The sequence below is a fragment of the Ornithinimicrobium jinqii genome (assembly GCF_045032595.1).
In the GTDB taxonomy this organism is placed as follows: domain Bacteria; phylum Actinomycetota; class Actinomycetes; order Actinomycetales; family Dermatophilaceae; genus Ornithinicoccus.
Genome location: NZ_JBJFZS010000019.1, coordinates 59,438 through 74,895, shown reverse-complemented (window position 1 = coordinate 74,895; position 15,458 = coordinate 59,438). Strand labels below are relative to the sequence as shown.

Sequence of the window (15,458 nt, the reverse complement as noted above, 5' to 3'; positions counted from 1 at the left end):
GGGGCCGCCATGCTCACCGCACCCGCCGACGTCCGGCTCGCCCTCGACCTGGTCGGAATCTTCGCCTTCGCGATCTCCGGCGGGCTGGTCGGCCTGCGCACCCGGCTGGACCTGTTCGGCGTCGCGGTGCTGGCCTGGGTCACCGGCCTCGGCGGAGGAATCATGCGCGACGTGCTGCTCGGCCAGACCCCTCCCGCCGGCATCAGCAACCCCGTCTTCGTCGTGACCGCCCTCGCGGCCGGGCTCGTGGTGCTCGCCGCCCACCCGGTCCTCGTCGACCCCACCCGCCCCCGTGCACGCCTGCGCACCGGCCTGATCTCCCGCGCCGTGAAGTACCTCGACGCCGTCGGCCTGGGCGTCTTCTCGGTCTCCGGCGCGATGCTGGCACTCTCCCTGGACGCCCCGGCCCTCGCCTGCGTCGTCGTCGGCGTCGTGACCGCCGTCGGCGGCGGCATGCTGCGCGACGTCCTCGTGGGCCAGGTCCCCGAGGTGCTCCGCCGCGAGGTGTATGCCGTGCCCGCCCTGCTGGGCGCCACCGCCGTCGTCGTCGCCGAGCGCCTCGACGCGCTGACCTCGCTGGTGGTGTGGGGCGCCGTGCTCGGGGTCATCGCCGTCCGCGTGTCCGCCATCGTCCTCGACCTTCACGTGCCCACCCCGCAGAAAGCAGGAGACCGCCCATGAGCCAGCCGACCGCCGACCCGGCCGAGCCCACACCCCCCACCTCGCCCGCCCCCGACGCGCCCGGCCGCCCGGACCCGGACCTCCCCGCCGCGCAGTCCGGGGACGACGAGGTCGTCGCCGAGCTCGAGGCGGACCTGACGACTCACGACGACACCCGGCTCGTGCCCTACCAGGCGATCGTGCTGACCTCGTTCGGCGGCCCGGAGGCCCCCGAGGAGGTGATGCCCTTCCTGCGCCGTGTCACCGCCGGCCGTGGGATCCCCGACGAGCGTCTCGAGGCCGTCGCCGAGCACTACCACCACTTCGGCGGCCGGAGCCCGATCAACGACCAGAACCGCGCGCTCATCGAGGCGCTGCGGGCCGAGCTGACCCGGCGCGAGATCGCGCTGCCCGTCCTGTTCGGCAACCGCAACTCCGAACCCTTCCTCGCCGAAGCGCTCCGGCAGGCCCACGACGAGGGCATGACCCGCCTGCTGGCGGTCACGACCAGCGCCTACTCGTGCTACTCCTCCTGCCGGCAGTACCGCGAAGACATCGCCGGCGCGATCGACGAGCTGGCGGCGGAGGGTCGCGCGGTCAGCGTCGACAAGGTGCGGCAGTACTGGAACCACCCCGGCTTCTCCGGGACCAACACCCGCCTGGTGACCGAGGCGACCCGGGTGCTCGCCGAGCGCAGCGGCACCACGCCCTACCTCGTGTTCGTCACCCACTCCCTGCCGACCGCCATGGACGACACGAGCGGCCCCGGGGACGACGAGGGCAACCTCTACTCCCGGCAGCACGCCGAGCTCGCGGCGGCCGTCACCGCCGAGGCGTCGGCGACGCTCGGGGTGGAGCTGGAGCACGCCCTCACCTACTGCTCGCGCTCCGGCCCGCCCACCCAGCCGTGGCTCGAGCCGGACGTCAACGACCACCTGGCGGCGCTGGCGGCGCGGGGCGTGCGGCACGTCGTGCTCGCCCCGATCGGCTTCGTCTCCGACCACATGGAGGTCGTCTTCGACCTCGACACCGAGGCGGTCGAGACCGCCCAGGAGCACGGGATCGAGCTGGAGCGCGTGCCGACCGTCGGGACCGACACCGAGTTCGTCATGGGCCTGGTCGACCTGGTGCTCGAGCGGGCCGCCGAGGCCCGCGGCGAGGACGTCGACCACCCCACCTGGCCGGGCTCCGAGCCGCGGCCGTCGGTGTGCCTCCCCGGCTGCTGCCCCAACCTGCGGACCGCGAAGCCGGCCGCCTGCGGGTCGGACTGAGGTGGAGCCCCGGAGCACCCTGCCGGTGGACCCGCTGGGGATCCCCCAGGCCGAGCGGGTCGCGCTCGAGCAGCTCGCCGTGGAGCTCGCGACCGAGGCCGGGGACATGGTCCGCGACGAGCGACCGGACGGCCTCGGCGTCGAGCACACCAAGTCCTCGGACCTGGACGTGGTGACCATCATGGACACCCGGTGCGAGACGCTGCTCCGGTCCCGCATCGCCGCTGCTCGCCCCGACGACGGAGTCCTCGGCGAGGAGGGCTCCGCCGTGCTGGGCCGCTCCGGTCTGACCTGGGTGCTCGACCCGATCGACGGGACCGTCAACTACCTCTACGACCTCCCGGCGTATGCCGTGTCGGTCGCGGTGGTCGTGGGGGACCCCACGACGCCCGGCCGGTGGGCGACGGTGGCCGGCGCGGTGGTCTGCCCGCGCACCCGTGAGGTGTTCCACGCCCGGGCCGGCGGGGGAGCCTGGGTGGTGACCGACGGTCGACGGCGCGGCCCGCTGCGGACCAGTGGCGTGTCGGAGCTGGGTGGGATGCTGCTGGCGACGGGCTTCGCCTACGACCGGCAGGTGCGGGTCGGCCAGGCCGCGGTCGTCGCCGACCTGCTGCCGCGCGTCCGCGACGTCCGGCGGATGGGGGCCGCGGCCCTCGATCTGTGCCACGTCGCGGCGGGACGGGTCGACGGCTACTTCGAGCGGTGCACCAAGCCGTGGGACGTCGCGGCCGGGATGCTCCTCGTCACCGAGGCCGGCGGGTCCGTGACCGGCCTCGCCGAGGGCAGCGGCCCCTCCGGGGAGATGGTGGTGGCGGCCGGTCCGGCGGGCCACCAGGTCCTGCTGCGCGAGCTGCGGGCTCTCGTCCGTGGAGCCGACCGGAGTCCCTGACCACCCGGTTCGCGCCGACCCTCCCCGATAGGGCACAATCCGCCCGACAGCGGTCGCGAGCCCAGTGCTGCGAGCGCCCGGGCACAAAACGGGGGTCACGCGCGTTCTGCACCGCTAGACGACATCGCGCTGGACCTTGAGGAGGATGGGTAATGGCGACCGACTACGACGCCCCACGCAAGACCGACGACGAGCTCAGCGAGGACTCGATCGAGGAGCTGAAGGCACGGCGCAACGACAAGGCCTCGGGCAGTGTCGACGTCGACGAGACCGAGCAGGCGGAGGGCTTCGAGCTCCCCGGGGCGGACCTGTCCAACGTGGAGCTGTCGGTGCACGTGCTGCCCCGTCAGTCCGACGAGTTCACCTGCTCGCGCTGCTTCCTCGTGCACCACCGCAGCCAGCTCGCCAAGGAGGTCGGCGGCCTGCCGGTCTGCTCCGAGTGCGCGGCCTGACGCCGGCCCTCCGGGCCTGACGATGACCCTCCACGACGGCCACGTCGACGCGGTCCCGGTGGCGCTGCGGCGGCTGGACGACGGGCTGCCCGTGCCCCGGCAGGCCCGTGCGGGGGACGCGGGCGTGGACCTGCACGCCCGCGACGGGCTCACCCTCGCGCCGGGTGAGCGGGCGCTGGTGCCGACCGGCGTCGCGATCGCCCTCCCGCAGGGGTATGCAGCGTTCGTCCACCCCCGCTCCGGCCTCGCGGCCCGGCACGGGGTGTCGGTCCTCAACGCTCCGGGCACCGTCGACGCGGGATACCGTGGGGAGATCCTCGTCAACCTCATCAACACCGACCCGCAGGAGACGTTCAGCCTCTCGCGGGGCGAGCGCATCGCCCAGCTGGTGGTGCAGCGCGTGTCCACACCGGTCTTCGAGGTGGTCGAGGAGCTGCCCGCCTCCGAGCGGGGAGAGGGTGGGCACGGCCACACCGGCCAGCACGCCGCAGCGCCTCTCCGCCCGGCACCCGACTCCGACCCGAAGGACTGACCCGCACGTGGCACTGTTTGGCCGTAGCAGGAGCAGCCGACCCTCCGACGAGGAGCTGCTCGCCCAGGACGAGAACCCGGACACGGTGGTCCGGCCGGAGCCCGCCGCCGGCGAGCCGGGCGTCGACCGCCCCTGGGACCGCGCCGGCGACGGACCCTACGACGTCAGCGAGTGGCGGGAGCTCGACGGTCGTCTCGACCTCGGCGCGCTGCGGCTGCCCACCGTCCAGGGCATGCAGATGCGCCTCGACCTCGACCAGGGAGCCAACAAGGTCGTCGGCGCCACGCTCGGGTTCGGCGCCTCGCAGCTGCAGATCCAGGTCTTCGCCGCGCCCCGCACCCTGAGTCTCTGGGACGAGCTGCGCCCCGAGATCGCCCGCGGGCTGGTCGACGCCGGCGGTGCGGCCGAGGTCGTCGACGGGGTGATGGGCAAGGAGCTGCGCGCCCGCATGCCCGGGCGTGCCCCGGACGGCGGTGTGGCCTTCCAGCCCGCGCGCTTCCTCGGCGTCGACGGCCCGCGCTGGTTCCTGCGGGCCGTCGTCAACGGGCCCGCAGCCACCGACGAGGGCCAGCTGCGCCCCATCCTGGCGTTCGTGCGCCAGATCGTGGTGAAGCGCGGCGAGGAGCCGCGCCCGCCCCGCGAGCTGCTCGACCTCACGGCACCCGCCGGGGTGCTGGAGGCCGCGGCGAAGCAGGCGCAGGCCCGCCGCGCCGCCGCCCAGAAGCAGGCCGTCGAGCGCGCCGCCGCCCAGGCGCCCGTGCTCCAGAAGCCGTCCGCGGCCGGCGTGGTCGGCATCACCCCCGGTGGCGGTCCTGACGGGCGGGACCAGGACCCCGAGCGCGGCCGGCACCGGACCGAGCCTGCGCCCACCGACGCACCGGCGGCCCCGACCCGACCCGAGTTCACGTGAACGAGGCTCCCCGACCTGTCGCCGGCACCACCCCGGGCACCGGCTCCGGGACGGCGCCGCACGGCACCGCGGTGGAGACGGTCGAGCACGTCATCCGCCGGCGGATCAGCGACGCACTCGGGGGCTGGTACGGCTCGCTGGAGACGGCGCTGCCCACGGTCGCCTTCGTCGCCACCTGGCTGCTCGTCGACGACGTGCGCACCGCGGTGTATGCCGCGGCCGGGGTGCTCGTGCTCCTCGCCGTCTTCCGCCTGCTCACGGGCGGGTCCTACCGCTTCCTCGCCTCGGCCGTCTTCGCCACCGCCCTGGCGGCCTTCTTCGCGCTGCGCTCCGGGGAGGCCGAGGACGCCTTCCTCCCCGGCATCATGATCAGCGGCGCCTACGCCGTCGGGGCGCTCGCCTCGATCCTGCTCCGCTGGCCCCTCGTCGGTTTCATCGTCGGCGTGGGCGACCCCGACTTCGCCGAGTCACCCACGGCCTGGCGCCGGGACCGCGGCCTGGTCCGCGTCGCCTCCCGTCTCACCTGGGTGCTGGCGGCGCTGTTCGTCCTCCGGGTGGCGGTCATGCTTCCCCTCTACCTCGCCGGCAACGTCGCCCTGCTCGGCGTGGCCAAGATCGCGCTGGGCTGGCCCGCCTACCTGCTGGCCGTGGTGGTGATGGGGTTCCTCCTCGCCACCGGGCACACACCGCACACCCCGGACGCGAGCGACCCGAGCGACCCGACGGACCCGAGCGACCCGGCCCACAGGGACAGCACACCGCCGGAGGTGCGCCCGTGACCGGGCTGCAGGTCGGCGACGTCGTCACCGTCACGGTCGGGGACGTGGCGCACGGGGGGCACTGCGTGGCGCGGCACGAGGGACAGGTGCTGTTCGTGCGGCACACGCTGCCCGGCGAGGTCGTCGCGGTGCGGGTGACCGAGGTCGGCTCCGGCGCCAGGTTCGTGCGGGCCGACGCCGTGGAGGTCCTGACCGCCTCACCCGAGCGTGTCGAGCCGCCGTGCCCCTACGCCGGTCCCGGACGCTGCGGTGGCTGCGACTGGCAGCACGCCACGCTGGAGGAGCAGCGCCGCCTCAAGGCCCGGGTCGTCGTCGAGCAGTTCACCCGTCTGGCGAGGCTCGACGTGGAGGAGCACGTCGGCCCGGTCGTCTGCGAGGCGGTGCCCGGAGACCAGCAGGGCCTGCGGTGGCGCACCCGCGTCGAGCTCGCCCTGCGGGGCGGCCGTCCGGGTCTGCGGGCCCACCGCTCCCACGAGGTCGTGCCGGTCGACGACTGCCTCATCGCCCACCCGGGCGTCGTGCGCTCGGGGGTCTTCGACACCGACCCGTCCCGTGGTCAGCTGCCGCGGACGGTCGTCGCGGTCGACGTGGTGGCGCCCTCGGTCGGTGCGCCGGTCCTGGTGCCGCTCGCGCCGCCCGCACCGCGACGGGGAGGCCACGCCCCGGCGAGCGGCGGCCGACGTCGTCGTGCGACCCGCGATTCGCCCGTCCCCCTCGGCCCGGTCCCGACCGTGACCGAGCGCGTGGGGGACCACGAGTTCGTGCTGTCCGCCCGCAGCTTCTGGCAGGTGCACCCGGGCGCGGCGACCACCTTCACCGACCAGGTGCTGACCTGGCTCGACCCGCAGCCAGGGGAGCGGGCCCTCGACCTCTACGCCGGCGTGGGCCTGTTCGCCGTGCCGCTCGCCGAACGGGTCGGACCGACGGGCGCCGTGCTGGCGGTCGAGGCGGACCGCGAGGCGGCGGCCTCCGCGGCCGGGCACCTGGAGCCCTGGCCGTGGGCCTCCTCGCTGGCGGCGCCGACGGAGTGGGCGTTGACGGACCTGCTCGCGAGCGACGAGCGGGCCGACGTCGTCGTGCTCGACCCGCCGCGCACCGGGGCGGGCAGGGCTGTCGTCGAGGCGCTCGCGCAGCTCGGTCCGCGCGCGGTGGTCTACGTCGCGTGCGACCCTGCCGCCCTGGCCCGCGACGTGGCGATCGCGCGGGAGTGCGGTCTGGAGCTCGCGGCCCTGCGCGTGCTCGACGCCTTCCCGATGACCCATCACGTCGAGTGCCTGGCCCTGCTCCTGCCGGCCTGACGCACGCGCCCCGCCCGTCCCGACGGGTATGCGGCAGGATGGCACCGAGCGTGGGCGTCCCGGGTTGGCACCGGTGCCCGGCGTGGGATATCTTGACGTCAAGATAAATAGCAGGCGAGCGAAGGAGCGAGACGTGAGCACGAACCCCGACAGCTTTGGTGCCAAGGGCACGCTGCAGGTAGGTGAGAACGCCTACGAGATCTACCGCATCACCGGCCTCGAGGGTGCGCAGAACCTGCCCTACTCTCTCAAGGTGCTGCTGGAGAACCTGCTCCGCACCGAGGACGGCGCCAACATCACGGCCGACCACATCACCGCCCTCGCGCGGTGGGACGAGAACGCCGAGCCGGACACCGAGATCCAGTTCACCCCCGCGCGCGTGATCATGCAGGACTTCACCGGGGTCCCGTGCATCGTCGACCTGGCCACCATGCGGGAGGCGATGGTCGACCTGGGGGGCGACCCGACGAAGATCAACCCGCTGGCTCCCGCCGAGCTGGTCATCGACCACTCGGTGATCATCGACGTCTTCGGGCGCGCCGACGCCTTCGAGCGCAACGTCGAGATCGAGTACGAGCGCAACGAGGAGCGCTACCAGTTCCTGCGCTGGGGACAGACGGCCTTCGAGGACTTCAAGGTCGTGCCGCCGGGCACCGGCATCGTGCACCAGGTCAACATCGAGCACCTCGCGCGCACGGTCATGACCCGGGAGGTGGACGGTGTCGTCCAGGCCTACCCCGACACCTGCGTGGGCACCGACTCCCACACCACGATGGTCAACGGCATGGGCGTGCTCGGCTGGGGCGTGGGCGGCATCGAGGCCGAGGCCGCGATGCTCGGCCAGCCCGTCTCGATGCTCATCCCGCGCGTGGTCGGCTTCAAGCTCACGGGTGCCGTGCCGGCGGGCGCGACCGCGACAGACGTCGTGCTCACGATCACCGAGATGCTGCGCGAGCACGGCGTGGTGGGCAAGTTCGTGGAGTTCTACGGGGACGGTGTCGCCCGGGTGCCGCTTGCCAACCGCGCCACCATCGGCAACATGAGCCCGGAGTTCGGCTCGACCTGCGCGATCTTCCCGATCGACGAGGTGACCCTGGACTACCTGCGTCTCACCGGCCGCTCGGACGAGCAGGTCGCCCTCGTGGAGGCCTACGCCCGCGAGCAGGGCATGTGGCTGGAGCCGTCCGGCAACGCCGAGGCCCGCTACAGCGAGCGCCTCGAGCTCGACCTGTCGACCGTCGTGCCCTCGATCGCCGGCCCGAAGCGTCCGCAGGACCGCATCTCCCTCTCGGGGTCCAAGGAGCAGTTCCGCTCCGACCTCCTCAACTACGTCGTCAACGGCGGCGACGTGGTGGAGAGCGACGTCGACCGCGAGCTGGAGAGCACCTTCCCGGCGTCCGACGCGCCCTCGCACGACGCCCGCGACGACGACCACGGCAACGGTCATCCGCACCACAGCACGCCGGCGGCGGCGGGCTCGCAGCGCGCCAGCCGGCCCACCCCGGTCACCATCGACGGCGAGCAGGTGGAGATCGACCACGGCCACGTCGCGATCGCGTCCATCACCTCGTGCACCAACACCTCCAACCCCTCGGTGATGATGGCCTCGGCGATGCTGGCCAAGAACGCGGTCGAGAAGGGGCTGACGGTGCCTCCGTGGGTGAAGACCTCGATGGCCCCGGGCTCCAAGGTCGTCACCGGCTACTTCGACAAGGCGCAGATGTGGCCCTACCTCGAGGCGCTCGGGTTCCACCTGGTCGGCTACGGCTGCACGACCTGCATCGGCAACTCCGGCCCGATCATCGACGAGGTGTCGGCCGCGGTGAACGAGAACGACCTGTCGGTCGTCTCGGTGCTCTCGGGCAACCGCAACTTCGAGGGCCGCATCAACCCCGACGTGAAGATGAACTACCTGGCCTCACCGCCGCTGGTCATCGCCTACGCCCTCGCGGGCACGATGGACTTCGACTTCGAGAACCAGCCGCTGGGCCAGGGCCCGGACGGCCAGGACGTCTACCTCAAGGACATCTGGCCCACCTCCGAGGACGTCGAGGCGACCATCGCCTCCTCGATCAGCAGGGAGATGTTCACGCAGGACTACGCCGACGTCTTCGCCGGGGACGAGCGGTGGCAGTCGCTGTCGACCCCCGAGGGGGACACCTTCGCCTGGGCCCCGGAGTCCACCTACGTGCGCAAGCCCCCCTACTTCGAGGGTATGCAGCAGCAGCCGGCTCCGGTGCAGGACATCACCGGCGCGCGGGTGCTCGCGAAGCTGGGCGACTCGGTCACCACCGACCACATCAGCCCCGCCGGCTCGATCAAGGCCGACAGCCCCGCGGGGACGTACCTCGCCGAGCACGGCATCGAGCGCAGGGACTTCAACTCCTACGGCTCGCGCCGTGGCAACCACGAGGTCATGATCCGCGGCACGTTCGCCAACATCCGCCTGAAGAACCAGCTGCTCGACGGCGTCGAGGGCGGGTTCACCCGTGACTTCACCGCGGGTGGCGAGCAGTCGACGATCTACGACGCGGCGCAGAGCTACGCCTCCGCCGGGACGCCGCTGGTCATCCTGGCGGGCAAGGAGTACGGCTCCGGCTCCTCGCGCGACTGGGCCGCCAAAGGCACCCGCCTGCTGGGCGTCAAGGCCGTGCTCGCCGAGTCCTACGAGCGGATCCACCGCTCCAACCTGATCGGGATGGGCGTGCTGCCCCTGCAGTACCCCGCCGGCCAGAACGCGGAGTCCCTGGGCCTGGACGGCACGGAGACCTTCGCGATCTCCGGGGTGACCGAGCTCAACGAGGGCACCACGCCCAAGACCGTCACCGTCACCGCGACCACGGACGACGGCTCGAGCGTGGAGGTCGAGGCGGTCCTGCGGATCGACACCCCCGGCGAGGCGGAGTACTACCGCAACGACGGCATCCTGCAGTACGTGCTGCGCTCCCTCGTCAGCGCCTGACGAGCGCGTCTCCGCACGACGCCCCGCCGACCCGGTGTCGGCGGGGCGTCGTCGTCCCGGCCGTCCCGAGGAGCGGGAGCTCGCGGGGCCGTTGTCCCGCCACGGCTTCTCCTGAGCCGGGAGCCGCTCGCTCAGCGCCGGACGGCGCCCGTGAGACGCAGGTGCTGGCCGGGACGGAGCTGGGCGCAGCGGTCCACGTCGAGGTCGTCGACGTAGGCGATCACCGGGTAGCCACCGGTCACCGGGTGGTCGGCCAGGAAGAGGACGGGCCGCCCCGAGGGCGGGACCTGGAGGGCCCCCCTGAGCAGGCCCTCGCTGACGAGCTCACCCTGGCGACGTCGCCGGAGGGGATGCCCCTCCAGGCGCACCCCGACCCGGTCGGACCGGCTGTCCACGGTGTAGGTCTGCGAGGTCAGCAGCGACCAGGCGTCGTCGTCGAACCAGTCGCGGCGCGGTCCAGGGGTCACGGTCACCTCCACCAGCCGGTCGGAGGGCTCGGGGACCGGGGCCACGTCGACACCCGGTACCGGGCGGTGGGTGGTGCCGACCGGCAGCACGTCGCCCGGCTCCAGCACCTTCGGGCCGAGCCCGGACAGCACGTCGGTCGCCCGGCTGCCCAGCACCGGCTCGACGTCGATGCCGCCCCGGACGGCGAGGTAGGTGCGCAGCCCGGCGGCGGGCACCCCCAGCGTGAGCCGCTCGCCCGCAGCGAGGCGGAACGGCGCCAGGTGGGGCGCGCCGGGGCAGCGTGCCCCGGTCGTCACCACGACCACGTCGCGGCTGGCCTCGAGGGAGAGGCCGCCGAGGGTCACCTCCAGGGTGGCCAGGGTCGGGTGGTTGCCGACCAGGGCGTTGGCCAGGCGGTGGGCGCCGCGGTCGCAGGCGCCGGACCGGCCCACGCCGAGCGCTGCGTGCCCGTGGCGACCGAAGTCCTGCACGGTGGACAGCACCCCGGTCTCGTGCACCGTCAGGGCCACCGCCCACGTCGTCACCCTGCCTCCACGAACTGCACCCGGGCCCCCGGCGCCAGCAGCGACGCGGGGTCGCGGCCGAGGTCGAACACGTCGACGAGCGCGTGGCCGATGAGCTGCCAGCCGCCCGGCGACTCCCGGGGGTAGACCCCGGTGAACTCCCCGGCGAGCGCCAGCGCCCCGGCCGGGACCCTGGTCCGGGGGCTCGGACGGCGGGGGACGTGCCAGCGGAAGCGCGCACCCGTCAGGTAGCCGAACCCGGGGGCGAACCCGCAGAACGCCACCGTCCACTCCTCCTCGCGGTGGCGCCGGACGAGCTCGTCGACGGGAAGCTCCAGCAGCCTGGCGGCGTCGGCCAGGTCCTCACCGTCGTAGCGCACCGGGACCGTGACGGGCGCCGCCCCGGAGCGGCGGTGCTCGCCGGGCTCGACCCGGGCCACCCTGGTCGCCAGCTCGCCCAGCTCCGTGGTCCGGTCCCCGACGACGAGGATGGTGCGCCCCGCAGGGACCAGGTCGAGCACGGGCAGGTCCTCGTCCACGAGGGCCGCATACATCTCGAGCACCTCCTGCAGGGAGTCGAGCTCCAGGAGCAGGCCCCGGCTGCCGCTGGGCAGGATCCGCATCCGCTCAGCCCGCCGGCACGAAGGGCGCGATCCCGACGCCGGCACCCTCGAGGGCGGACCGGACGCTGCGCGCGATGTGCACGGCGCCCGGGGTGTCGCCGTGGACGCAGATCGAGTCGGGTCGCAGCACGAGGGGGTCACCGTTGACGTCCGCGATCGGTGCGCCGGTGGCCATCGCGACGCACCGCCGGGAGATCTCCTCGGGGTCGTGCAGCACCGACCCCGGGTTGCGGCGGGGGACCAGGTGGCCCTCGGGCGTGTAGGCGCGGTCGGCGAACGCCTCGTGCGCGGTGCGCAGCCCGGCCTCCTCGGCCAGGCGCATCACCACCGACCCGGGCAGCCCCATCAGGACGAGCGAGACGTCGAACGCCGCCACCGCCGCCACCACCGCGCCGGCCTGGTCCTCGTGCGTCACGATCGCGTTGTAGAGACCCCCGTGCGGCTTGACGTAGGAGACCGTGCCACCGGCCAGCCGGGCGAACCCGACGAGGGCGCTGATCTGGTAGGTCACCTCGTCCTGCAGGGTCGCCGCGTCCACGTCCATGAAGCGACGGCCGAACCCCGTGAGGTCGCGGTAGGAGACGTGCGCACCGATGGCCACCCCGTTGGCCACCGCGCGCGCCGAGACGTCGCGCATGATCGAGGGGTCACCGGCGTGGAAGCCGCAGGCGACGTTGGCGCTGGTCACCACCCCGAGCAGGGCCAGGTCGTCGCCCATGCGCCAGCTCCCGTGCCCCTCGCCGAGGTCGGAGTTGATGTCGACGGTCCTCATGTCGGGCCTCCTTCGCCGGTGGTCACGGTCCGCGACCGGCTCAGGCCATGTCCTCGCGCGACCGGCGCTCGACCGGCCGTCCGTGGGCCCGCCCCACCTCGGCCGCGTGGTCCGGCACCTCCTGCTGCAGCGACCGGTCGGTGCGCTGGTACCCGGTGGAGGCGGGCCGGTCGGGCATCGCGAGCGTGGGCAGCTCGACCTCGGTGTAGGGCACCGAGTCCAGCAGGTGGGCGATCATGTTGATCCGCGCGGAGCGCTTGTCGTCGCTCTCGACGACGTTCCAGCGGGCCTCTGGGGTGTCGGTGTGGACGAACATGTCGTCCTTGGCCCGGCTGTAGTCCTCCCAGCGGGTCAGGCTCTCCAGGTCGGTGCCGGAGAGCTTCCAGCGCCGCATCGGGTCGCCGAGCCGGGAGCGGAAGCGACGTTCCTGCTCGGCGTCGGAGACCGAGAACCAGTACTTGCGCAGCAGGATCCCGTCCTCGACGAGCATCCGCTCGAAGATCGGGCACTGGCGCAGGAAGCGACGGTGCTCGTCCGGGGTGCAGTAGCCCATGACCCGCTCGACGCCGGCGCGGTTGTACCAGGAGCGGTCGAACAGCCGGATCTCGCCCGCTGCCGGCAGGTGCTCGACGTAGCGTTGGAAGAACCACTGCGTCTTCTGCCGCTCCGTCGGGGTCGGCAGCGCCACGATCTGCGCCTGCCGGGGGGAGAGGTACTCGGTGACGCGCTTGATCGCGCCGCCCTTGCCCGCCGCGTCCCTGCCCTCGAAGACGACCACGACCCGGTTGCCCGTCTCGCGGATCCACTCCTGCATCTTCACCAGCTCGCCCTGCAGCCGGAACAGCTCGGCCTCGTAGACCTTGCGGTCGAGCTTGTCGACCTTCTCGTCGGACTTCCCGCTGCTCGCCATGGGTCCATGGTGCCACGACGGTATGTCGTAGCGCCCGGATCGCTGCCGCACCCGCCCGTCGGTGCGGAGTCGTACACTTGTTCGTATGTCGAGCGGACCGCCGGGCTGGCCGGACCGGGTGCCTCCCGCCGGGGTCCCCGGCTGGGAGGAGGCTGCCGTGTCCTGGCTGCTCGACCAGTGCCCGGCCGACTACCGGGCCTACCGGGCCTGGCGCAAGCACCCGGCCGCGCTCGCCTGGGTGGCGACCCGGCACCTGGAGGCCCAGCTCGAGGCCATGCGGGGGGCGTGGCGGGACGTGCGGCCCGAGCTCGGACCGCTGCTGCCGCCCGGCAGCATCGGGGACGTGCTCGACGCGCTGGCGCGCGAGGGCCTGCGGCTGCGGGCCGCCCACCGGGCGGCCGGGCTCCTGCTGGAGGCGTTGCGGCTGCGTGCCCCGATGCGGTGACCGGCGCCCCGACCCGTCGACAGCGTCCGCAGCGTCCGCCCAGGCGCCGGTGCGTACACTGACCGGGTTATCGCCGACGCCGCGGCCTGCGACGACCGAAGGAAACCGAGCAACGTGGGACTCATGAGGACCATCAACGGCCCGAGCGACCTCAAACGGCTCTCGCCCAGCCAGGTGGACCGGCTGGCGCAGGAGATCCGCGACTACCTCATCGACTCGGTCTCGCGCACCGGCGGACACCTGGGCCCCAACCTCGGGGTCGTCGAGCTGACGATCGCCCTCCACCGGGTCTTCGACTCCCCGCGCGACACGATCCTGTTCGACACCGGGCACATCTCCTACGTCCACAAGCTGCTCACCGGTCGGCACGACTTCTCCACCCTGCGCACCCAGGACGGGCTCTCGGGCTACCCCAGCCGCGCCGAGTCCGACCACGACGTCGTCGAGAACTCGCACGCCTCCACCTCGCTGTCCTGGGCGATCGGCATCGCCACCGGACGGCAGCTCACGGGCCAGCACGACCGGCACACGGTCGCGGTCATCGGTGACGGTGCGCTGACCGGGGGCATGGCGTGGGAGGCGCTCAACAACATCGCCGACCACCGCGACCTGCCGCTCATCATCGTCATCAACGACAACGAACGTTCCTACGCCGCGACCCGCGGCGGGATGGCCGACTACCTCGCCTCGCTCCGCGCCACCCAGGAGTACGAGAACGTCCTGTCCTGGGGCAAGCGCCAGCTCCACCGCACGCCGGTCGTCGGCAAGCAGGTCTTCGACACCCTCCACGGGATGAAGAAGGGCCTCAAGGACATCATCAGCCCGCAGGGCATGTTCGAGGACCTGGGCCTGAAGTACATCGGCCCCGTCGACGGCCACGACGTCGAGGCGATGGAGACCGCGCTGCGCCGCGCCCACGACTACGGCGGGGTCGTGCTCGTCCACGCGATCACCGAGAAGGGCCACGGCTACGACCCCGCCACGGCCGACGAGGCCGACCGCTTCCACGCCGTGGGCGTCATCAACCCCGAGACCGGCCTGCCCCTGGAGCTGTCGGGGCGCAGCTGGACCGACGAGTTCAGCGACGAGCTGGTCCGCCTGGGCAAGGAGCGCAGCGACATCGTGGCGCTCACCGCGGCGATGCTCATCCCGGTGGGGCTGCAGCCGTTCGCCGAGCGCTTCCCCGACCGTGTCTTCGACGTCGGGATCGCCGAGCAGCACGCGGTCACGATGGCGGCGGGGCTCTCCTACGCCGGCCTGCACCCGGTGGTGTGCATCTACGCCACCTTCCTCAACCGCGCCTTCGACCAGCTGCTCATGGACTGCGCCCTGCACCGCCAGGGCGTCACCTTCGTGCTCGACCGGGCCGGGATCACCGGCACCGACGGCGCGAGCCACAACGGCATGTGGGACCTCACCCTGCTGAGCATGGTGCCCGGCGTGCGGGTGGCCGCGCCGCGGGACGGGCAGCAGGTCGCGCTCGCTCTCCGCGAGGCCGTCGAGGTCGAGGACGTTCCCACGGTCGTCCGCTTCCCCAAGGGCACCGTCGGTGCCCCCATCGAGGCGCTGCGCTCGGTCGACGGCGTCGACGTCCTGCGCGAGCCGGCGACCGACGGACCGCTCGACCTGCTCCTGGTCGGCGTCGGCTCGATGGCGCTGACCGCCCTCGAGGTCGCCGACAAGCTGGAGGCCGAGGGCCGCTCGGTCCTCGTCGTCGACCCCCGCTGGGTCCTGCCGGTGAGCCCGGCCGTCGTCGAGCTGGCCCGCCCCGCTCGCGCGGTCGCGGTCGTCGAGGACAGCCTCGTCGGCGGGATCGCCGGCCGCGTCGGCCAGGCCCTCGCGGAGGCCGACGTGCGCGTCCCGGTGCACGCGTACGGCATACCCCAGGAGTTCCTGGACCACGGTTCCCGCGGGCAGGTCCTCGACCGGATCGGCCTGACCCCGGACGCGGTCGCCACGTCGTTGTCCGCCCAGCTGGCCTGAC

General features: G+C 73.2%; 15 protein-coding genes. 11 read left to right on the top strand and 4 right to left on the bottom strand.

Features of this window, described 5'->3' with window-relative positions:
- Positions 1–9: 9 nt before the first annotated feature.
- The 9 genes from ACI3ET_RS09195 (at position 10) to ACI3ET_RS09155 (ending at position 9,753) form a co-directional block, all read left to right on the top strand.
- Positions 10–681: a trimeric intracellular cation channel family protein gene (locus ACI3ET_RS09195; RefSeq protein WP_405032723.1), complete on the top strand. Its 672-nt coding sequence runs from the start codon at positions 10–12 to the stop codon at positions 679–681.
- Positions 678–1,931, top strand: a complete 1,254-nt coding sequence (locus tag ACI3ET_RS09190) for a ferrochelatase (RefSeq protein ID WP_405032722.1) — start codon at positions 678–680, stop codon at positions 1,929–1,931. Before ACI3ET_RS09195 ends, ACI3ET_RS09190 begins: the two co-directional genes overlap by 4 nt.
- Position 1,932: 1 nt before the next feature.
- On the top strand, positions 1,933–2,820 hold the full coding sequence (locus ACI3ET_RS09185) for an inositol monophosphatase family protein (protein WP_405032721.1): 888 nt from the start codon (positions 1,933–1,935) through the stop codon (positions 2,818–2,820).
- 152 nt (positions 2,821–2,972) lie between these two features.
- Positions 2,973–3,272, top strand: a complete 300-nt coding sequence (locus tag ACI3ET_RS09180) for a DUF4193 domain-containing protein (RefSeq protein WP_405032720.1) — start codon at positions 2,973–2,975, stop codon at positions 3,270–3,272.
- A gap of 22 nt (positions 3,273–3,294) precedes the next feature.
- A complete protein-coding gene (dut, locus tag ACI3ET_RS09175; RefSeq protein WP_405032719.1) occupies positions 3,295–3,804 on the top strand; it encodes a dUTP diphosphatase in 510 nt (169 codons plus the stop codon).
- A 7-nt stretch (positions 3,805–3,811) separates the two neighbouring features.
- Complete coding sequence (locus tag ACI3ET_RS09170) at positions 3,812–4,714, top strand: DUF3710 domain-containing protein (RefSeq protein ID WP_405032718.1); 903 nt, start codon at positions 3,812–3,814, stop codon at positions 4,712–4,714.
- Positions 4,711–5,493 carry a DUF3159 domain-containing protein gene (locus ACI3ET_RS09165; RefSeq protein WP_405032717.1) on the top strand — a complete coding sequence of 261 codons (783 nt, stop codon included), beginning with the start codon at positions 4,711–4,713 and terminating at the stop codon, positions 5,491–5,493. Before ACI3ET_RS09170 ends, ACI3ET_RS09165 begins: the two co-directional genes overlap by 4 nt.
- Entirely contained in the window at positions 5,490–6,791 is a 1,302-nt protein-coding gene (locus ACI3ET_RS09160; protein ID WP_405032716.1) for a class I SAM-dependent RNA methyltransferase, read from the top strand. The genes ACI3ET_RS09165 and ACI3ET_RS09160 overlap by 4 nt, the downstream gene beginning before the upstream one ends.
- Before the next feature lie 133 nt (positions 6,792–6,924).
- The gene (locus tag ACI3ET_RS09155; protein WP_405032715.1) at positions 6,925–9,753 is read left to right on the top strand and encodes an aconitate hydratase; all 2,829 of its coding nucleotides are present in this window, start codon (positions 6,925–6,927) and stop codon (positions 9,751–9,753) included.
- Between the two features lie 131 nt (positions 9,754–9,884).
- Here ACI3ET_RS09155 and ACI3ET_RS09150 read toward each other — a convergent pair whose 3' ends face one another.
- Genes ACI3ET_RS09150 through ppk2 form a run of 4 tightly spaced genes read right to left on the bottom strand, consistent with a single transcriptional unit; the run spans position 9,885 to position 13,029 of the window.
- Positions 9,885–10,745 carry a 5-oxoprolinase subunit C family protein gene (locus tag ACI3ET_RS09150; protein ID WP_405032714.1) on the bottom strand — a complete coding sequence of 287 codons (861 nt, stop codon included), beginning with the start codon at positions 10,743–10,745 and terminating at the stop codon, positions 9,885–9,887.
- Entirely contained in the window at positions 10,742–11,347 is a 606-nt protein-coding gene (locus ACI3ET_RS09145) for a 5-oxoprolinase subunit B family protein (RefSeq protein WP_405032713.1), read from the bottom strand. Before ACI3ET_RS09145 ends, ACI3ET_RS09150 begins: the two co-directional genes overlap by 4 nt.
- Positions 11,348–11,351: 4 nt before the next feature.
- Positions 11,352–12,119, bottom strand: a complete 768-nt coding sequence (locus ACI3ET_RS09140; protein WP_405032712.1) for a LamB/YcsF family protein — start codon at positions 12,117–12,119, stop codon at positions 11,352–11,354.
- Positions 12,120–12,159: 40 nt separating this feature from the next.
- Positions 12,160–13,029, bottom strand: a complete 870-nt coding sequence (gene ppk2, locus ACI3ET_RS09135; RefSeq protein ID WP_405032711.1) for a polyphosphate kinase 2 — start codon at positions 13,027–13,029, stop codon at positions 12,160–12,162.
- An 85-nt stretch (positions 13,030–13,114) separates the two neighbouring features.
- On the opposite strand from ppk2, the gene ACI3ET_RS09130 reads away from it, so the two are divergent.
- Both ACI3ET_RS09130 and dxs read left to right on the top strand, forming a co-directional pair.
- The gene (locus ACI3ET_RS09130) at positions 13,115–13,474 is read left to right on the top strand and encodes a hypothetical protein (protein WP_405032710.1); all 360 of its coding nucleotides are present in this window, start codon (positions 13,115–13,117) and stop codon (positions 13,472–13,474) included.
- A gap of 123 nt (positions 13,475–13,597) precedes the next feature.
- Positions 13,598–15,457, top strand: a complete 1,860-nt coding sequence (gene dxs, locus ACI3ET_RS09125) for a 1-deoxy-D-xylulose-5-phosphate synthase (protein ID WP_405032709.1) — start codon at positions 13,598–13,600, stop codon at positions 15,455–15,457.
- Position 15,458 lies beyond the last annotated feature (1 nt).